The sequence below is a fragment of the Caproicibacter fermentans genome, assembly GCF_009746625.1.
Lineage (GTDB): Bacteria > Bacillota > Clostridia > Oscillospirales > Acutalibacteraceae > Caproicibacter > Caproicibacter fermentans.
In genome coordinates this window covers 304,444-322,673 of sequence record NZ_VWXL01000052.1, presented here as the reverse complement: position 1 = coordinate 322,673, position 18,230 = coordinate 304,444, and the positions used below count along the sequence as shown (strand labels likewise).

Here is an 18,230-nt window from a genome sequence, read left to right as displayed (position 1 = left end):
TGATTGCCGTGGCGCCAGCGGGGATGCTTATCTCAGCAAGTTTAAGGTCGTACTGCTCCGCGCTGCGCGTAATCTGCGGCGCAATCGGGCTGCTTGAAAATGTCCCCGTCAAGACCTGCGCCGTGATGCTCCGCGCGTTGACGTCCCAGCGTAGGACAACCGTGTCTTTGCGGTGTAGCACGCCGTCGGCATTGTCCACAGTCAAAGTCAACGGGCCGTCGTTGCGATAGTGATAGCCGTTAATCCATGCGCGGCCGGCGGGGAGCGTGACGGCCATACCGTCCCCCGCCGTCACGGCCAGCTCTCCGTCGTAGACGCCGTTTGAGATAATCGACGCAATCCAGCGCGCCAAAAAACTCATGTCGTACTTCCGGTCGCCGCCGACCGATGCAAAAAATCCACTATTTTCTGCCATTAAGTATCACTCCCTAAATCCAATGCTTCCGGCAGCGGATTTCCGCATACCGGGGTGATTGTCATCACGCCGCCCTCGTCGACCTCCTCGACCTCTGTAATCCGCTGGTCAAGGCGGATTCCCCATTTTTCAAACGATACGATGTCCCCGAGTTCCCAGTCGGTCAGGTAGGCAAAATTCGCCGTGTCGACCGCGTCGGCGCTGAAATTCTCCACGCGCGCGGTTTCGGCCAGTTTTTCGACGCCGCGCTGGGTAAGCTGCGCCTTGTAGTCGTCGAGGCTCTGCCCCTCAGCCTGTTGCAAGTCGCGGGCGTCCACCCAGAGCTCGAGGAGAGGTGCGCCGCCCGTCTGGTCGACCGTGACGATTACCCGGTTTTCGCCGGAATCCTGCCCGGCCACATACGCATAGTTCGCCGCGCCTGTGGTATTGATTTCATATTTCGGGTTCACGATGTTTCGGAACTCATCCGAAAACAGCACATACGGCCGGTCGTGCTGCGTCACGCTGCGGTCCGTGCCGTCGTAAACCTCAAAAACCCAGCGTTTCCCCGGCACGTCCAACCGGCAGCGGAACCCCAGCGGAGCGGAGCGGGCCAGCGCCGTGCAGGTTGTCAGGACGTTTTTCCCGGTCGCCTGGAACGTTGCGGTCGGCGCCAGGCCCGCGGCGGACCCAAGCGCCAGATTCGACGGAGGGCGGTTTTCGGTGACGATTTTCCGCATGGCCGCCTCGGCGGTGCCGCTGAAATTGATTGTCGGCGTGATTACGCGCCGGTCCAGCATTGACGACCCCATCCGTCCGGTTGCGGTGATTTCTTCGCCCTCCACGCTCACGCCCTCGATGATGGCGGCCTCTTTGCGGTCAAGCCTGTGGATAATGTTTTCCGGTCGGAGCAGAGTGAGGTTTTCAGGCGATGCCTTACAGTGCAACTCTACCTCGCCCGGCTCAAAAAACCGCCGGCGCCAGCGCAGGGAGCTGTACCCGTCGATCACGCCTTGCAGATTTATGTCCGGGTCTAAAATGTAAAGATCCATATCACGCCCCCCAGAAAGCCTCTGTTGACACGATGCTTACGGACAGATTGTCAATGCCCTCATCCGCGTTGTACCGATACAGGTTGTCGCCCTGCTGGGCTTGCAGCCAGTGCGGGGGATAGGCCATCAGGTTGTTGATGTTGGTGGTTACGCCGCCGAAAATCAGCTTTACCCGCTTGTTGCCGTCGCCGGTGGTAATGACGATCTGGTCCCCGGCGTGCATCGTCGTGTTGACCTGCATCAGCAGCTGTCGGTTGACGTCGTACAGCGATGGATTTACGACGGTGCCGGACGCGCGGAACGTAACGGTCAAGCCCATCGGGACGGCGGAGGGATTGACGACGTTGCCGATTAAGCTGTTAACTTTGCGGGTGACCTCAAACGGCGCGATGATCTCCAGCGGCCACTCAATCAGGCCCTCCCATGTAGCGAGCTCGGTGAGATTGTCGGACAAGGCATAAAATTTCGGGTCGGGACAAATAAAAGAGATAACTATGCTTTTTAAAATATCTTCGCCGGACGGCTCAATACTTTCCACATAGTACGCGATTTTACGGACAATCGGATCATCGTAGAAATACAACGTGCCTTCGCTGCGCGGTTGAAAAAAAGAGTACAGGCGGTCCCGCTGTTTGACGTAATCCGCTTTCCTCACGTCCAGAGTAAGGACGATATTCCGCTTTGATGCCGTGGCTCCGGTATAATTCTCCCCATCCTGCCCGGAATTTTTACTCGTAGTCACATCGTAATCTGCGCCAAGCCCCGTTATGCTGTTGATCCATAGCGGCGGGAACCACCCGAAGGGTATCTGCTCTCCTCTGGCGTTTTCGCATATAATTTTCATCTGTTCCTCCGTGCGATCAGCGCGATCCTCTGCGCGTTCTGCCGATTGATCCGGTTGACGTCGGCAGGGGTCGGAGCTGCCGGACTGTTATAGATCGCCGTATAATTAATGTTCCCGGCATTCTCGGATAGCGCTGGAACGGAGTATGCGCCGCTTGCCGCTAATGATGCGCTTAACTGACTGGATTTTGTTAATTGGTCGATTGAGCTTTGCAGTACAGACACCATTTCCGCCGCAACCTTTGAAATCCACTCCGTGTTTTTTTCCAGAGGGACCACGGCTTCCGCGCCGTTGCCCTCAAGGTATCCGGTCTGTCCTTTTTTGAGGACGCCGCCTTGCTCAAGATACGGGATATGCGACGCCTTCGGAATACTGACTCCAAAAGATTCACCGCCGAACTTCGGCACCCAGTCAGGAATATCGACATGAATTTTATTGAGCGCTCCGATCACTGCGTTCAGGCCGTCGATCAGACCGTTTAGTCCGGCAATAATACCGTTGATAAAGCCTTTAAATCCTTCCTGAATGTTTTGCCACATGTCATTCCAAAAATCCCGAAAAGCGGCGCTCTTATTCCACAAGGTTACGAACGCAGCTACAAGCGCTCCAATTGCAAGAATCAATATTCCAATCGGGTTTGCATTCATGGCGGCATTTAAAAGCCACTGAGCCGCAGCCACGGCGTTTGTTGCGATAACTGCCGCTCCCATAGCTAATTTTTGGGCCACCAACGCAGCGGTTTGTGCCGCGATGCTTGTTACTGCTGTCCACCCCTGCGCCGCATATGAAACGACAGCGGAAATTAGGCTTCCCGTAATTGCGGCACCAGTAAGCACAGCCTGCGTCGCTGTTTGAACCATAGATGCCACAAAGCTGCCAATCACTTTTGCACCGTTTACAACTGCCGATGCGCCGGCTTCGGCCATCGATGCTATAAAACTCGTTGCAATTTTCGCACCATTTGTAACTGCCTCAGCTCCGCCTTGAATCATAGAGCCAATAAAGCTTGCCGTAACCTTTGCACCGTTTATGACGGCTTCGGTACCCGTTTGAATAATATTTGCCGTAAAGTTCGCGGCAATCTGCCCGCCCGCTATCAAAGCTTGAGCGCCAGATTTTATCAGGGCTGGTCCGAAAACTGTTCCGAGAATTGCAGCGGCGGTTTTGATAGCAGTACTGTTATTTTCAATCGTTGTTTTAAATGAGTCAAACGCCGTCATTATGCCACTGATAACCCCATCTTTTAATTCCGTCAATTCGTCCCCAAATGAGCTAAAACCATATTTTACGGTATCTATGGCATTCGGCAATGTTGTTGTAAAAAAATTGCCAAGAGAATCAATAATGGGTTGCAAAATATCCTGAATTTTGTTCCATATCAAAATAACTGCATCTCGGAAACCCTCATTCGTGTTCCAGAGAACGATTATACCAGCAGCAAGAGCTGCTATAGCCGTAACGATAATACCGATTAAACTTGCGTCTTGCACAGCATTAAAGGCCGCTTGCGCGATTGTGCCCGCTTTCGTGGCGGCGGTATATGCATCCATCGCGACCTTTCCGCCCTTTGCCGCATTTACAAAGTTAGCTATGTCTTTCACTATCAGCACGATATTCATCGCGGCTACAGCCGCTGCCATTGCCGCGGCCGCCGTTGCAATAGCACTCAGCTTTTGATCCAACGCTCCGCTTGCGAGATTCTTTGCCAGCTCCGCGACCTTATCCGCAAGCCCGGAAACAGCGTCGGTAGCACTTCCAGCAAACTTTTCATAAAACGCAATCCCCGCCGATTCCGCCGCACCGCCTAACTGCTCTACCGCACCTTTAAGGTTACCCTGCATGGTTTTCGCCATTTCATCGGCAGCGCCGTCAGAATTTTTTAAAGATGACGTTAGCGTGTCAAGATTTTTACTTCCATCTTTTAACAGTACCTGCATTCCGGACAGGGAATTGGTACCCATGATGGTCGCTATGGTATTATCTTTCTGCTCGTTCGTTAATCCACTCGTTTTTTCCCCGAGCTCTTTGATGATTTCGGAAAGGGACTTCATTTTACCATTTGCATCATATGCGCTGAATCCGATCTCCTTCATGGCCGCCGCCTGTTCTTTTGACGGGTTCATGAGGTTAGTCAGCGCGCCGCGCAAGGTAGTACCAGCCTGCTCACCCTTGATCCCGGCATCGGCCATTTCGCCTATTGCCGCTGTGACAGATTCCAAGGACCACCCAGCGTTTTGCGCAACAGGCGCAATGTATTTCATGGCGTCGCCGGTATCCGCGACGGCGGCGTTGGTCTGCGCCGCGTTCTTTGCCAGCACGTCCGCGACATGCCCGGCGTCCGATGCCGCAAGGCCAAATCCGCGCAGGGTAGAAGCGGCGATATCAGAAGAGGCAGCAAGGTCTTCCCCGGACGAAGCGGCAAGGTCAAGCATACCAGGCATAGCTTCCATTATTTCAGACGTACTAAAACCTGCGCTTGCAAGGTTCTCCATGCCTTGCGCCGCTTCTGTCGCTGAATATGCCGTGTCTGCGCCGAGCTGCACAGCTTGTTTATTCAAATCGTCAAACTCTTGCCCGGTTGCTCCGGAGATAGCTTTGACACGGCTCATTTGTGCTTCAAAGTCAGCTCCCGTTTTTCCAGCAACAACGGCGATCCCGCCAATAGCGGCGGCCCCCGCAAGCGCGACCTTATTCACACTTCCCATTGCATCGGATGATTTTTGCAGTTTGTCGCTAGTGTCCGACACCTGCTTTGCAAGCTTTTCTTGTTCGGCTTTGAGCTTTGCGGATTCCGACGTGCTTTCTGACAGTTCACGCTGCATGTTATTTAGTTCTGTCGTGGCTTTATTTACGGACTGCTTCCAGCCGAGAGTGACCTTATCATTTTCTCCATATTTTTCCGTTGCGGCGGCAAGCCCTTGCTTAAGAGAGTCGAGCTTTTGCTTTTGCACTTCAATCTGCTGAGTAAGCACTTTCGCCCGTGCAGCGGCTTTTTCTTCACTGCTGTCGTTTTTGTCAAAAGCAGAAGTAACCGCCTGCATTTCAGATGCGAGAGTTTTTTGCTGCGAAATTAAATTCTGAATTTGTTTGCGAAATTCAGCTTCTCCCTCGATACCAATACGAGGACCGATATCATAGGCCATATATTTCACTTCCTTACAATAAAAAACAGCAGTCGTCCTCCGGTTGCTGTTGATTCTTTAATTCTCCTGTGATATGATTCCTTTAAAAGGAGGGGTAACCGTGGAATTATTTCCTGTAAAAAAAGACAAAAGCGGAAATCCAATATGTACCTTTATTTACTATTCAGGCATAGATTTATTTTCACAAGGCAATAAAGCAGTATTCTTTATGGACGCTGTCTTGAATGACAGTGAAAGGCAAATTGCTTTTGTGCCACATCAAAAGGCTGTGGAGCCCGCTTATTTGCCTTACTGCCAAATTACAGCCGCTGATTTTACATCATCTGCAAAAATAATTGCAGAAAGTAAAAACGTTGCAGGCCGTGCTGTAATCGGTGGATTAGTTCTAGGGCCATTAGGCGCTCTTGTTGGTGGAGCATCTGGTATTGGTGATAAGAAAAAAGCAATCGTCAGTAACTATTTGGTCATTAATTATCATCCTCATGGGATTGACGACGAAGTAAAAGCCATTGTTCTTGAAATTGTAGGGCGATCAGCACGATGGGATAAATTTCTCCGGGCTTTAAAGGAACGGATACCTAAACGACCTGTCTCGCAATATCTTTAAAGCCACTTTGGCACGCCTTGTGCTCTGCGGTATGTTTTTCCGTGAATGATTCTCACGTTCGGGTCTTCCCAACCAATAAAGTCAAACAGGGTTTCAAGGTTTGCTTCGTCAAGGTCCTTCGGGTTCCAGAAATAGTTTTCAGCCAGCTTCCGATACAGGCCGATGATAACCATTTCCGGGTCTTCCTCCATCGGGGCGCTTTGCGCGCCCCTTTTCAGTTTTTTTCGACAACCCCGGAAATGCCGTTTACAATGTCGACCAGGCAGCGTTCAATTTCTTCATTGGATAGACTCTTTTCCAACTCGTCAACCGTAAACTTATTGCCGTACACGTCACAGATCAGGTTTGCCTTACGGATACTCGCATCTTCAAACTGCTGCAGCATCTGTTCAACGCTGGAAAGATCATTTTTATCCAGCTCTTTGCCTTTCCTTGCGACAGCAAGAGTATCCTTTTCGACGGCCATTGCTTCGCGGGACTGCCATGCCGTAATACGACCTGTTGTATAAATCTTTTCCCCAAGCTTCAGCGTAAGAGTTTTCATATGTAATACCTCCGTTTAATTATTCTCCGCGTTCACGCGCGCTTTGAATCGTATTTGGCCCCCGAAGGGGCCTATTGTTATGCTGTTGTGAAAGTAATGACCGTGTTTTTGATACTATGCCCATATACGTCTTTGATCTCCCCGGCCACCAGCGAATAGGCCGTAGCCGCTGTAAGAACTGCAGCCGGATGAATGGTAATAATTTTCTTCGTCGGATCCAGTGACGCCGTAATATTCACCGACGCAAGGTTCGCATCCAGCAGCGTCGCCGTGATGCTCGAAATCGGGTTATTCATCGTCAGCGTGATATCGCTGTCAGCTGCAACGCCGGTCGCGTTATCGGCCGGGATGCTATCTGTCATTTGCAATTCAGCGGGTTTAGGCGCTGTATCCGGCGTTTGGACCTGTTCAAACCAGCTATCATCAGCAGTAAACGCGGCGTCGTCAGTATCACCGAAAATGCGCTTGATGCCCTTTTTCTTGTTATCTATCGGCCATTTATGCGTGGTGACAATAGCTGTATAAGTCATCTCGTAAGTATGCTCGGATACATCATCAGATTTACTTTCGGCATCTTCCGTTCCGCCTGTGAAATTGCCTTTGAGATATTGGTAGTAGCGATAATCATCCGCACCCTTATTAAACCGGAAAGACAGCGCGGTATCCGGCGGGTTGAGTAATCCGGTATCGAGGACTCGCCCCGTGGACTCGTCATAATGCTTGCCGAGATATTTTGCGGCCATTTTGGCAGGCACACCGGACAGTGTTAACGTAATAGTAGTCACGCCCTCGGTGTTGTAATTAAAACCGGGAACATTGTCGTAGTACGTTGTCTTATTGTTTGTACTGACCTCAGACGAAACTTCGGCGGCCGGTGCTAAATACTCCGGTGTCTCCGCCCGATATGCAGCTTCGCTGTCCTCCTTTACGATTGCGGCATGGACTTCATCCACACCGACAAACTCGCCGTATTTTTTCTCCATGCAGTACACCTCATTTCATGATTTTTTCTGTTTCTTCATCGATCACGCGGGCCATCTCTGCCTGCGCGGTCTTTTTTGTTGACCTTACCGCCGTGCGTACAAACGGTTGCTTCCGGCGGACGGAGGAACCGCTCTCAACCGCACGGGCAAGAAGCTGATTCGGAAGCCCCTGCGGATATTTCTCCGTCGGGTGCTTGCCGTATCCGTCAAAGCCGAGCTTTGTGTTGTAGTCGCCGTTTCTGTCGGTATCGACGCGGGCAACGCCGAAGCTTTCCGCGAGGTCCTGCTTCTGCTCTTTTGTAACTCCGTCAAATTGATCTCCGTCGCGCAGATACCGGAATTTCTCTTCCGGTAGCGACTCAATATTACTTTTGATTTTATCCGCCACGATCTTTGCGCCGGCATAGATTGCTTTCCCGGCGACTTTGTCCTGCCCTGCGGCAAGTCTGGACAGCTTCACCGCCCACTCGTCCCCGGCCTTAAATGCATAACGCGCCATCAGCAAATCACCGTCCAGACCCACTCATAATGGATGTACCCCGTATCGTCTTCATACTGCACCGAATTCAGCCGGTGCGCTATCCCCGCAGCATCCAGCGCGGCGCCGATTGCTTTCACGTTCGGGTCATACTCGGATTTTGTGAAATAATCGACCGTGCCGGTCAGCGTATCGGTTGTGTGCCGATTGTCGGCATAACCGCCCCCGCCTCCGTCCTCAGCCCACACGATGTACTGATCCGTTTTTTTGTGGGCTTTATAATGCCCGACGTTATCGGCGACGGAGAGAAGGGCGGCTTTCAGCGTATCAAGCGAGTTCATAATTCTGCGTCACCCTTTCCAGCGTGAGGTCCATCGACGGCGGTTCCGCGTCTTCCGGATACTGCACCCGCGTAATCCGGTACTGTTTGCCGTCGTTCGGAATCGCTACGTCCTGCGCCGAGACATCCCGGCGGAGAGGGCAGCGGAGCACGGCGTCAACTTTTGCCCCGGCCTGCATCGCCACGTAATAACGCTGGTTCCCAACCGTGCGTTCGTGATAGCGGAGTGTTTCTTTCAGCGTCAGGCCGTCTTTCGGCATGTCGCCGGGAGCGGAGACATTTCCGACGGAATATATTTTCAAGGTGCCGTCATTGTACGTCTGTGCTTTCTTCCGGATCATAGGCCCCCACCTCCGCTTGAATTTGTAGCGTCAGAAGTTCGTGCAGATAATTAGTCTGGAATTCATCGAGAGCGTTGCTGCGGGCGTATCGGCAATATTCCATCAGCAATTCGCGCGGTTTATCCTCGGCGGTGTAATCCAGCGCCATCCCTGCAGAGGTGTCGAGGTACTTAATTCCGCGCATAATAATCCCGGACAGCTTTGTGTCGCCGCCCGGGTCATCCCACGTTATATCCAGATTGTTTTTGACCGCGTCGAGCAGCCCATCAGGGAGTGCCATTCAGCTCACCTTTTCTTTGCGGCGGTGGACTTCGCTTCGCCGGAGAAAGCCTCCACATACGGAGCACCGGGCGCGGAATTAAGCTCCTTCGCCCGGCCCTCGTCCATATCGAGCAGCGCCCCGGCAGGTACAACCGCTTTCGCTACTTTATCAAGATAGGATTTCAATGCTTTTACAACCATCGATTATACCCCTCCCTCGGTTCCACCTGGGAAGTCAGATGCGTTCGTCACCTTAACCTGCTGGACATAGGGCACCAGACCGGAAATGTCGAGGTAAACAAAAGCGTTTTCATCCAGCGCCCTGCCATTCCCGTACAGCTTGATACGGTAAACGCGCTGATCCTCGAGGAACTTGTACTCGTCGGAATATTCAAGCTTCCCGGCCTTACCTGTTCCGAGGCCCATGAAATACTTAGGCCCAAGGCCCATCACCGCATGGCCTTCCGGTACCGCCGCCGACTGAATGACCGTGGTCGGAAACGGGAACACGCCGGAATTGAAACCACCGTCCGTGGTGCGGGGAGTAGTGGCGGGGAATACCTTCGTAAAGTAGTCCGCAGGATTCACGATCAGCAGGACAGAGGCAATTGCGCGGCGCTTGTTGTTCGGCCCCTGCGAAAGCGTGTTAAGGATAGTCCCGTAGGTTGCGGGATCCAGTGCAGTGATCGCGGTTGCAGCCTTGCGCGGGTAAACGCCATCAGTAGCGCCGGTCAGTGCGCGGGTCATTCCGAGGGGCTTTCCGCTGCCGTCGCCGTCCACAATACCGGCTTCCAAGGCGACCGCGAGCGCTTCGGAAAGCAGGGTACGGACATACTGGTCAAGCCATGTCGGGCCGAGATCAAGCATCGCGTTGGCGACCGGGATAAATGCAGACAGCTTTTTCTTGTCGAGATTGATCACCGCAAACGCGCCGGACAGTTCATCCGTGATCGTCGCGGTCAGCTCGCTCCACCCGGCCACGCCGGAAGTCGTGGAAATCAGAATTTCCGTCAAGGCGCTGGTGTTCTGGAAATTGATTGCGTCCAGAAGCGGGTGATTGGCGGTCAGATCATCGAAAACCGCATTGATCGTGGTTTTCGGAAGCGTTTCATCAATCAGGGTAACGGCAGATTTCGCGTGTCCGCCGGTCATGTCGCTGCGAATCGCGTCGATGGCGCCCTGCCAGTATTTGGTTTCCTCGCTGGTGAGCTGCCGTACGCCGCGCTGTGCGAGGACGGTCGTATCGTTCTGCCGGATCAGTTCCTGCGCATCCTTCATCACCTCGTCCTGGATGTTGTTGGCAAGATCAGACCACGCCTGTGCAAACGCCTCGGTGTCGTTGGACTTTACCGCCTCACTCATACGCTGGAGGATTTCGGCCTTCTTTTCGTTGAGAGTATCAAGATTTTTCATGTTATCAGTCCTTTCCGCCCGTAAGGGCGCTCAAAAATTTCATGGGATTGTTTTCTTTCGGGGGTTCCGGGATTTTTGCCATGAGCTTTTCCACAACGGCGGACGCCAGTTTTTCAACGTCAGCCGGAGATTGCATAGCGGCTTTCGGCTTTGCCGTAAATTTATGAACCATCACCCGCATGGCGCTTTGGCTTGCAGCGCTGCTTTCGGCGGCGCTGGAAATCTCTGTCGCAAAACCCATCTTCAATGCGTCCTCCGGCAAGATCCATGTGCCCTCATGGTTTTCACCGTCAAGCAGGGTGTCCAATTCCTCGCGGGCGATGTTTACCCGCTCCATATAGGCATTCCCGGCGGCCTGTGAAATCTTGTCGAGCTCATCGGCAATCCCGCGAACCTGCGCGCCGTTCCCGGCTATGCCTTCCATCCATGCATTATGGATCATAAGGATTGATGCGCTGTTCATGATCCGGTTATCCCCCGCCATAAATATAACGGACGCGGCGGAGCAGGCGAATCCGTCCACGATTGTGTTGACCTTTGCCTTGCTGTTTTTGAGGGTGTTAAAGATCGCTATGCCCTCGTTGGTGTAACCGCCCATGCTGTTGATATGGACATTAATCGTATCGACGTCGAGCGCTTGAATGTCCTTCACGATGGACAGGCTGGACGTCTCTCCGAGATCAAGCCCCCATGCTTCGTCGATACCGGTATCAACAGCATCCGCGATGTCCCCGAAAATATAGAGATCAGCCGTGCGCCCGCTGGTTTCCATCGAATAATACTTTTTCAACTAATCACCCCCTCTCTCGGAATCATTCTTTCTCAGCTGTTTCATCGTTTCCCTCCATAGTTGCCATCAGATCGGCAACGGTATAATTTTTTGTAATCATGTGTCGGTTCGCCCAATCAGCATCAATCGGCTCATCGTTACACAGTTTCCGGATGTCGTTGATGCTGTATGCACCGGAAGAAATCAATTTGTCAATGGAGGTTGACACGCTCAAAAGGTCGATGTGCTTAATCGATTTTGTGTCAATCTGCAAGTAGTTTCGCTTCAAAAATTCAGACTTGCCATAGCGCTTTCGATTAATCTCTTCCTCCAACATACAAGTCAGAGGATCAATGCAAAACGTCAGAAGCTGGTCCGTAACCTCATTCACGCCCTGCACGTCGCCGTGGAGCAGAGCCGGGGGAACACCAAACGCTTTCGCCGTGAAGTCTGAAATATCATCCACCATTGCCCGAATATCACGGGTACTTTCGGAGGAATAGGTTTTGCTTCCGATGTCGGTATAGGACTGCCCTGTGCCGAGGGGAAGAATAGCATCGCCAGCGCTCATAAACGTTTTGAATTTATTTGTCAGCAGATCATCAAAGGCTTTTCTTTGCTCCGACCCCGCGACCGGCAATGTCTCATAATTGAAAATTCCCTTCGTCCCGCGCGACTTCTGATAGGCTTTCATACTGTATGCAAGCAATTTTGAATAGCTCGCATATAGCGCCGCCGTGACCTTCCGCATATCTTTTTCGGAAAGCTGCCAATACAGCACATCAGACTGTGAAAAGGTCTTGCCGAAAGTGAAATCCCCGACGGTTACCTGGGCAAAAAGATCGTCGTAGAGCGCATACGGCGTTCGGATGAAACTGTCCGCCACAAGCAGTTGCCCGTTCTGCTCAATAATCAGGCATTCGTTGTGCCGATAGAGTTGCGCAATCCATTTATGGATAAATCCGCTTGAATTCTGATTCTTGTTCGGCTCCACGTTCCAGAGATAATACTCTGCGCCTTTCTTTTCAACTCCGCCGGAGTAAGTCTTGAATTCGCACTTGCTGACGGCGTTTGCAACGGTGTTGACCGTGGACCAGAAGGCAAGCTCCCGGTAATACACATCCGCATAGGCTTGATAATATTCGTCGATGTCCTCTGCAAGGCCCTCACCGCTGACCGGTACCGCCTGACCGCCGAGCTTTTCTTGCAGCCAAGATATTAATCCCAATTTCTCACCTTCTTTACAGGGTAATTACAGGCATGTCATCATAGGAGCTTGTAACTTCATCCAGTTCGCTTTCAACCGTCATTGAGTGGACCAATGCCATCCACGGGTCTGTCTTTCTGGACTTTGCCTCAATCTTCGCATAGTAAAAATTTCCCGTGCTGGTTCCTTCGGCCCGCCCGCGCTCTTCCCGCTTTGTATTCCGAGCGGCCCAGCGGAGCGGCGGGTAATCCCCCCATGCAAAATTCTGATTGATAAACACGCTGTCAATAACCGGGATTGTCCGCATAATGTCATTCGGTCGAACGCAAACCAGATTTTTATAGGTCTTTGCGTCAAACCCAACATCGCGGAGCGCCCGAGCCACAACGGCATATTTGTTGTTATCGAGCGCCAGTTTTTTGATATTGTACTTCTGCGCTTGTTTCGCGATCCACTCGGCAAGGATGTCCGGATTGATTTCCTTTTCATCCACCAGCGTAAGCCAGCCGCGAGCCGCCCAATCTTTCCACGGTATTTTCAGCCGGTTCAGATCGGCGGACTGTAGGCAGAGCCACGAGTGATTGATGTCATACCGTTTTTCACCTTCCTTAAAATGGAGGTTCGCACTGGCAAAGTCATTGATCGCCGCATAGTCAAGCCCCGCCGTGCAGGAACGCCCGGTCAGGTCTGGAATTGGCTGATTCGTCGCGGCGATGTTTTCCTCTGCCGTGATCGGCGTTTCTTCTCCGCTGCGAGGGAGGTTCATGCGCTTTGTGTAAAAATCAAGAAATGTCTGCCGGTCGTACTTCATTTTGATGTACTCGGAATCCATTTCTTTTTTCAGCTCGGGGAAGTATGGAAGAGAAGGATTTGCCTTTTCCCACAGCTCCGGATGGCTGACTTCCTCATCCGAATCCATCTTGTAAATCAGGGGGCAAAGCCCAAGCTCGGTTATGTCGCCACTCAAAACATCGTGCGCCAAGCGGAGATCGTCATCAAGTACACCGTCGCGGACATAGCCGTTTGTTGTGATTTTGAATATCCGGCTGTGTTTCCGTTTGCCAAACCCGGACTGAAACACGCCGATGCTTTTGGAATTTTCGTACTCATGCTCTTCATCAAAAATCAAACACGCCGAGCGCTTACCGTCTTTTGTGCGGGCATTCGACGTGTTGTATTTGATATAGGATTTTGTCTGTAAATTTGTAATCTCAACTTTGGACTTATAAAAAAATCGTTTGGATTTTGTCCAGGTGCTTTCCAGCATGGAGTAAATATCTTCAAACGATGTTTTCGCTTGATCTTCGCTGTTTGCGATAATATCGACGTTGTACCCGTTTACGCCGTGATACTTTGTCGTGAGATACCATGCTAATCCAGAAATAAACCCGTTCTTGCCGTTTCCACGCCCCATCATGATGAAGAACTCATTGAACACTACGGTATCGGTCTGGCGGTAATAGCAATGGACAAGGGACAAAACAAAAAGCTCCCACGGCAGGAGCTTTATTTCAAAATATCGTTCGATCAGTTCAACGGCTTTGTCAATCTTCGCGGTGTCGATAAACACATCGGCCGGCGGGGAAAGCTTTCGCTCAATGTAATCCATCGCCTGACGGATTTCTTTGGGCGCCTTTACTTTCCCGTTGCGGACCGCCGACATGTAATCGTCGATGTACTTACATTTCAACATCCCCGCCACCGTCCGTCTGCGCGGGACGGATCCCGAGGCTGTCCAGCAGCTTCAACATCTGCGCATTAGTTTTCAGGAGATCCCCGACGGAATCATTGCGCTTGATATTGATCCCGGCCTGAGTAACGCTCTCCACGGTGACGCCGCGCGCTTCGATATCGGCTATCAGGCGGTTTTTTGTGTCCCACAGCTTCATGTAATCGGTAATCATGTCAGTGTAATAGGCGCCTACCGTTCCATTGCGCTCAAGCTGGTCGAGGAGATCCTGCTGAATTTCGTCCCGCAATATTTTTTGTTTCGTTTTTTTTGGCACACCAATCACCTCCCATATGTGCGCGATGGAAATATAAAATGTCTTGAACCCAAACGAGTAACAACCCCCGAAATTAAAACGCGTTTTATTTTGACCGGGGGGGTGTCAGGTTGCGCTCCGAAAAATATCAAACGCGCTACCATAAATCTGTTTTCTCATATTTTCTTTCAACTCTTCGAGATCAATGGTAACAGTCGTGTCATCCGCAATCTTTACGTCGTGGTAATCATGCTTTACCATGACCGGTGCGGCAGCATCTTGCATAAGTGGGGCAACGGAATCAGGCATCATGCGCTCATTTTCCATAGCACCAACAAAGCAATACTTGCCACCCTTTACACAAGGATTGTATTCCGAGCATCCTTTGCAGTCCTTAGAGAACTGCGGATATTTCTTTTTGATGCATGTGTATCTCATACTCTCAACTCCAATCTTCCGGCCACGGCTCCGGCTTGCTATGCCTAAGCCTTTCCGGGTGACATACTGTTTCGTGACAACCTTTGCATACGGCGATTAGGTTGCGTTGCGGCACTCCGTGCTTATCCAGATACCACTTACTCAATGCCAATTCAGGATGATTCCGAAGATGATTTACATGATGCACATGGTTCGCTTTGGCGTAGGCCCCGCGCTTTCGGTGCTCCTGACATTCATTCTTCTGTTCTCTCAGGACTTCCGCCCGCAGGTGCCTCCACTCGGAGGACACATAGAATTCATGGACGTTGCCAGAGGTGATAAGCCGTCTAAGCTGTCGGAGCGTTCCCCCTGATAGAAGGATGATTACTTTGCCCTGCACTTCGGTGCGAACTATGTCCTTTTGCTGGGCGGACCACTTCTCCACTACGCGGCGCCTCCCGGCGTAGGCACCTCGGCAGCGTACAGACCCAGGCTCCGGTTCTCCTATAATTGTTCCAAACACACTCTGGACTGCACACTGCCGGTCACCTCACTTTTGGTATAAAAATGGACGCCACAATGGGCGTCCGGCTAAAATTTATAAATTCTTTAAAAATATATTTTATTCGGTATATGACTGTGCTATAATACTGTCAAAGGAGGCGATAATATGAAATATTTTGTCAAGAATGACAAAGTCCACAAGTATCCTGTACCCAGTACATGCAACGTAAAGTATACTAACGAAAATCTGCATGATACTCCGCCAAAAGGATACGAGAAGTGCGACCATTGCTTCCAATCAGGTAACGGCTAACACTTTAAGGACCGGCTTCTATAGCAGTAGAGGCCGGTCTCTTTTTATGTCATCCTCCAGCTCTGCCCTGTTCTGCGTTCATATAGGTCACAAAAACAATCATAACAGAAACAGTCTGTGGATTTTGCGACTCTATTCCAGACTTCATCCGGTACAGTGAAATCATGAATGTCCCGTCCACATCGACGGCATCGGGTGAAATCGTTAGCTGGCCGATACGTAGGAAGATGTCGATTGTTGAACCAGTGCCAGAAGTGGAACAAGTAAATTCGTATCATTTCAAAGGAATATGAAAACGTTCTTTTCAGCATAAACTCACCTCGTAATAAGCATGCCCAAAACAAATATGAATACAAAAGGCCGCCCGCACACGCACGGACAGCCTTGGAATATTTGATTTGCCCGGCTCCCCGGGCGTGAGTTAGGACCATCATGTTACGTAGCTGGTGTCAGTGCCCTGTTCCGACCCGGAAGGCCCCAGCTATTGCCGCGCCCGCTGACATATCTGCGCCGCCCGTAGCAATCCGGACGGCGCTATTCAAGGAGGAGTCCCGGCTACTGATCCCGCCACCGGGAGGCGAGTTTTAAGAAGGAGAGATATGGATAAATGTTTCCTTGTAAATGCTCTTACAACTCTTCATTTTTAATTATACAGGGACATTAGGGGACAAAGGGGGACACTTCCAAAATCTTTTCAAATATTTTTTATTCGCCTCCATGCTATACCCTGTTTCATGCGCTACTTTGCACCAGCTCCATCCCTTCCGGTAATGCATATCCAGCAGCGTTTTTGCTCTCACGTCCGTAATGCCGTCTATAAAGCCGTCTATGGCATTTTTTTCCTGTTCGAGTAATTTCACCTCTTGCCGTGCTTTCTCGTCTCTACGGACCCCGTGTAGCGTAACTGAGTGGTTTATGTATGGATACTCGTCCAACGAACCTTTTACCGAGTCTGTGACGATTGTCGTTTTCAGGTCTTTCAAGCGGACAATGATGTCGTGATAGTTCTCAAGCTGTTCTCGCGTCAATCAACATCCCTCCTATCGGTCCTTCCGTAAAGATAATCCATTGAGACATGCAGCGCGTCGGCCAGACAGCATAGATTGAATGAAGTCGGGTCGTGCCGGCCGGATTCATAGCCGCAAATCAGATTTTTACTGACTCCGACTTCCTTGGCAAGCTGTCCCTGCGATAAGCCTCGTTCCACTCGGAGAGATTTAAGACGGTCGGGAAAAGTCATGTGGAATCACCCTTTCCACCCATCAGCGCGCCGCAGGAAGGGCAATGTGCGGCCTCTTGATCTATGTTGCAGATTTCGTGCCCGCAGTTACTGCACTCGGCATAAGCTACAAGACCATGATTTTCGGTCTGTACGCCGTTGCAATCCTTGTAGATCCACCTCCCATGTATCACCGGCCTAAGCTCTCCTGCAGCGACGGCGCGAAGGTAGGAGGCGGCAAGCGAATAAGCCATCTCGCATTTTTTCACGCGTTCCACTCCGGCCGATTGCGATGCGGCGCTGAAAAAGGTCGTCGGTGCGTCAATCATACACTTTGCTTGCCGAGCGGATTCTTCCATGATTTCCGCCGCTTCGAGCGGCGTCATTTCAGCCGGCATGGTTGGCCTCCTTAAAATATTTTCGGAGATAGTCGCTATCAATCTCAACCCATGAGCTTCCGCCAAGATTGTCAAGATGGTGTTCGGCTCCGATAATGTTTCCGCCATCGTCATTGAGTTCCCACAAGGAGCCTTTTTCAATCTCCATAATTTCGTCAGTGGAAAACCCGTTATCGTCGTATTTATCAAGTTCGAATGATTTTATGCACTCATAAATCATTTCTCCGCCTCCTGCGTTTCGTGCGTCTGCTGGGCCTGATTGATGTATTTTGTAATTTCTTCTTGCATGATTTTTTTGCATAATGTTCCGTCAGCAGTGCCACCCGGAAACGCTTTATCTTTTTCCACTAGTTCCAACGCCTTTTTCAGCGTGGCGCTCTCAACGAGCAACTTGTCACACTGCTTTGTACAATCGATATTGTACCGGTTAATTTCGTCTTTTGCGGCCTTCAGCGCAGCGTTTTCTTTCTCCAACTCGTAATTTTCAGTTGCTTGCTCTAAATTTGACTCTTTGTAACTTTTAATCAGCTTTTCACAGTTTTTTGCCTGTTGATCGAGCGTCGTCTTCATAGCCGAGAGATTATGCACGTCGCATTTGTGCTGGTCCGTCAGCCGTTCCACTTCGGCAATCAGTTCCGGCATATCGGTGCGTGCGTGGGCGATAAAGTCGGCATCAGGCTGTTTATATTTGTACTTTGAATTTCTCAACTTTGCAATAATTACGCCTTTTTCTCCGCTCATGTCGTAAACGGTAAAGTCTTTGAGGTCAAATATTGATACCCACGGCCCCGGCGTTGCCGCCTGCTCCCGTGCCTTGATCTCTGCAAGATATTTAGCGTCCATCTTTATGCCTCCTGCTCTTGATGTAATCGATAAATTTGATTCCATCCGCAATAGTATTAAATACCAACAATATGAATCCGTATATGGCGCCTAAAATCAACGCCCACATGATAATCTTGTCCATCACTTTTTCCTCCTTTTTTCTGTTCCACCCCGGATTTTAGATCATTTTTTT

The 18,230-nt window shown here is 50.9% G+C and carries 25 protein-coding genes and 1 pseudogene; 2 read left to right on the top strand and 24 right to left on the bottom strand.

Features of this window, described 5'->3' with window-relative positions; genetic code table 11:
* The 4 genes and pseudogenes from CAFE_RS09560 to CAFE_RS09545 all read right to left on the bottom strand — a co-directional run.
* A pseudogene (locus CAFE_RS09560) lies at positions 1-415 on the bottom strand (glycine-rich domain-containing protein); the annotation flags it as partial.
* A complete protein-coding gene (locus tag CAFE_RS09555; protein WP_156990509.1) occupies positions 415-1,446 on the bottom strand; it encodes a siphovirus ReqiPepy6 Gp37-like family protein in 1,032 nt (343 codons plus the stop codon). The pseudogene CAFE_RS09560 and the gene CAFE_RS09555, both read right to left, overlap by 1 nt.
* 1 nt (position 1,447) lies before the next feature.
* On the bottom strand, positions 1,448-2,290 hold the full coding sequence (locus CAFE_RS09550) for a phage tail family protein (RefSeq protein WP_156990508.1): 843 nt from the start codon (positions 2,288-2,290) through the stop codon (positions 1,448-1,450).
* Positions 2,287-5,433, bottom strand: coding sequence for a phage tail tape measure protein (locus CAFE_RS09545; RefSeq protein WP_156990507.1), 3,147 nt, complete (start codon positions 5,431-5,433; stop codon positions 2,287-2,289). The genes CAFE_RS09550 and CAFE_RS09545 overlap by 4 nt, the downstream gene beginning before the upstream one ends.
* A 100-nt stretch (positions 5,434-5,533) precedes the next feature.
* Here CAFE_RS09545 and CAFE_RS09540 point away from each other — a divergent pair, with 100 nt between their 5' ends.
* The gene (locus tag CAFE_RS09540) at positions 5,534-6,040 is read left to right on the top strand and encodes a hypothetical protein (protein ID WP_156990506.1); all 507 of its coding nucleotides are present in this window, start codon (positions 5,534-5,536) and stop codon (positions 6,038-6,040) included.
* On the opposite strand, the gene CAFE_RS09535 is transcribed toward CAFE_RS09540, so the two are convergent.
* The 14 genes from CAFE_RS09535 to CAFE_RS09470 all read right to left on the bottom strand — a co-directional run bounded on the left by CAFE_RS09535 (position 6,037) and on the right by CAFE_RS09470 (position 14,799).
* Entirely contained in the window at positions 6,037-6,213 is a 177-nt protein-coding gene (locus CAFE_RS09535; RefSeq protein WP_156990505.1) for a Smr/MutS family protein, read from the bottom strand. The genes CAFE_RS09540 and CAFE_RS09535 overlap by 4 nt on opposite strands.
* A gap of 41 nt (positions 6,214-6,254) precedes the next feature.
* Positions 6,255-6,584, bottom strand: a complete 330-nt coding sequence (gpG, locus tag CAFE_RS09530) for a phage tail assembly chaperone G (RefSeq protein WP_156990504.1) — start codon at positions 6,582-6,584, stop codon at positions 6,255-6,257.
* Between the two features lie 77 nt (positions 6,585-6,661).
* Complete coding sequence (locus CAFE_RS09525) at positions 6,662-7,567, bottom strand: major tail protein (RefSeq protein ID WP_156990503.1); 906 nt, start codon at positions 7,565-7,567, stop codon at positions 6,662-6,664.
* A 10-nt stretch (positions 7,568-7,577) separates the two neighbouring features.
* Entirely contained in the window at positions 7,578-8,066 is a 489-nt protein-coding gene (locus CAFE_RS09520) for an HK97 gp10 family phage protein (protein ID WP_156990502.1), read from the bottom strand.
* Positions 8,066-8,386, bottom strand: a complete 321-nt coding sequence (locus CAFE_RS09515) for a hypothetical protein (RefSeq protein WP_156990501.1) — start codon at positions 8,384-8,386, stop codon at positions 8,066-8,068. Before CAFE_RS09515 ends, CAFE_RS09520 begins: the two co-directional genes overlap by 1 nt.
* The gene (locus CAFE_RS09510) at positions 8,373-8,726 is read right to left on the bottom strand and encodes a phage head closure protein (RefSeq protein ID WP_156990500.1); all 354 of its coding nucleotides are present in this window, start codon (positions 8,724-8,726) and stop codon (positions 8,373-8,375) included. Before CAFE_RS09510 ends, CAFE_RS09515 begins: the two co-directional genes overlap by 14 nt.
* Positions 8,695-9,006 (bottom strand): hypothetical protein, encoded by a 312-nt coding sequence (locus tag CAFE_RS09505; protein WP_156990499.1) that lies wholly within the window; start codon positions 9,004-9,006, stop codon positions 8,695-8,697. Before CAFE_RS09505 ends, CAFE_RS09510 begins: the two co-directional genes overlap by 32 nt.
* 5 nt (positions 9,007-9,011) lie before the next feature.
* Positions 9,012-9,188: a hypothetical protein gene (locus tag CAFE_RS09500; protein WP_156990498.1), complete on the bottom strand. Its 177-nt coding sequence runs from the start codon at positions 9,186-9,188 to the stop codon at positions 9,012-9,014.
* Between the two features lie 3 nt (positions 9,189-9,191).
* The gene (locus CAFE_RS09495) at positions 9,192-10,400 is read right to left on the bottom strand and encodes a phage major capsid protein (protein ID WP_156990497.1); all 1,209 of its coding nucleotides are present in this window, start codon (positions 10,398-10,400) and stop codon (positions 9,192-9,194) included.
* A 4-nt stretch (positions 10,401-10,404) separates the two neighbouring features.
* Positions 10,405-11,190 (bottom strand): head maturation protease, ClpP-related, encoded by a 786-nt coding sequence (locus CAFE_RS09490; protein ID WP_156990496.1) that lies wholly within the window; start codon positions 11,188-11,190, stop codon positions 10,405-10,407.
* Positions 11,191-11,212: 22 nt separating this feature from the next.
* Positions 11,213-12,397, bottom strand: a complete 1,185-nt coding sequence (locus tag CAFE_RS09485; protein ID WP_156990495.1) for a phage portal protein — start codon at positions 12,395-12,397, stop codon at positions 11,213-11,215.
* Positions 12,398-12,410: 13 nt separating this feature from the next.
* On the bottom strand, positions 12,411-14,069 hold the full coding sequence (locus CAFE_RS09480; protein WP_233452760.1) for a terminase large subunit domain-containing protein: 1,659 nt from the start codon (positions 14,067-14,069) through the stop codon (positions 12,411-12,413).
* Positions 14,056-14,382 carry a P27 family phage terminase small subunit gene (locus CAFE_RS09475; protein WP_330593913.1) on the bottom strand — a complete coding sequence of 109 codons (327 nt, stop codon included), beginning with the start codon at positions 14,380-14,382 and terminating at the stop codon, positions 14,056-14,058. Before CAFE_RS09475 ends, CAFE_RS09480 begins: the two co-directional genes overlap by 14 nt.
* A gap of 105 nt (positions 14,383-14,487) precedes the next feature.
* Complete coding sequence (locus CAFE_RS09470; RefSeq protein WP_156990494.1) at positions 14,488-14,799, bottom strand: hypothetical protein; 312 nt, start codon at positions 14,797-14,799, stop codon at positions 14,488-14,490.
* Between the two features lie 169 nt (positions 14,800-14,968).
* On the opposite strand from CAFE_RS09470, the gene CAFE_RS09465 reads away from it, so the two are divergent.
* On the top strand, positions 14,969-15,151 hold the full coding sequence (locus tag CAFE_RS09465; protein ID WP_156990493.1) for a hypothetical protein: 183 nt from the start codon (positions 14,969-14,971) through the stop codon (positions 15,149-15,151).
* 1,091 nt (positions 15,152-16,242) lie between these two features.
* Here CAFE_RS09465 and CAFE_RS09460 read toward each other — a convergent pair.
* Genes CAFE_RS09460 through CAFE_RS20325 form a run of 6 tightly spaced genes read right to left on the bottom strand, consistent with a single transcriptional unit; the run spans position 16,243 to position 18,179 of the window.
* Positions 16,243-16,623, bottom strand: coding sequence for a hypothetical protein (locus tag CAFE_RS09460; protein ID WP_156990492.1), 381 nt, complete (start codon positions 16,621-16,623; stop codon positions 16,243-16,245).
* Positions 16,620-16,835, bottom strand: coding sequence for a helix-turn-helix domain-containing protein (locus CAFE_RS09455; protein ID WP_156990491.1), 216 nt, complete (start codon positions 16,833-16,835; stop codon positions 16,620-16,622). Before CAFE_RS09455 ends, CAFE_RS09460 begins: the two co-directional genes overlap by 4 nt.
* On the bottom strand, positions 16,832-17,212 hold the full coding sequence (locus tag CAFE_RS09450; protein ID WP_156990490.1) for a hypothetical protein: 381 nt from the start codon (positions 17,210-17,212) through the stop codon (positions 16,832-16,834). The genes CAFE_RS09455 and CAFE_RS09450 overlap by 4 nt, the downstream gene beginning before the upstream one ends.
* On the bottom strand, positions 17,202-17,432 hold the full coding sequence (locus CAFE_RS09445) for a hypothetical protein (RefSeq protein ID WP_156990489.1): 231 nt from the start codon (positions 17,430-17,432) through the stop codon (positions 17,202-17,204). Before CAFE_RS09445 ends, CAFE_RS09450 begins: the two co-directional genes overlap by 11 nt.
* Positions 17,429-18,055, bottom strand: a complete 627-nt coding sequence (locus CAFE_RS09440) for a hypothetical protein (protein ID WP_156990488.1) — start codon at positions 18,053-18,055, stop codon at positions 17,429-17,431. Before CAFE_RS09440 ends, CAFE_RS09445 begins: the two co-directional genes overlap by 4 nt.
* Positions 18,045-18,179, bottom strand: a complete 135-nt coding sequence (locus CAFE_RS20325; RefSeq protein WP_267901538.1) for a hypothetical protein — start codon at positions 18,177-18,179, stop codon at positions 18,045-18,047. The genes CAFE_RS09440 and CAFE_RS20325 overlap by 11 nt, the downstream gene beginning before the upstream one ends.
* Between the last annotated feature and the right edge of the window lie 51 nt (positions 18,180-18,230).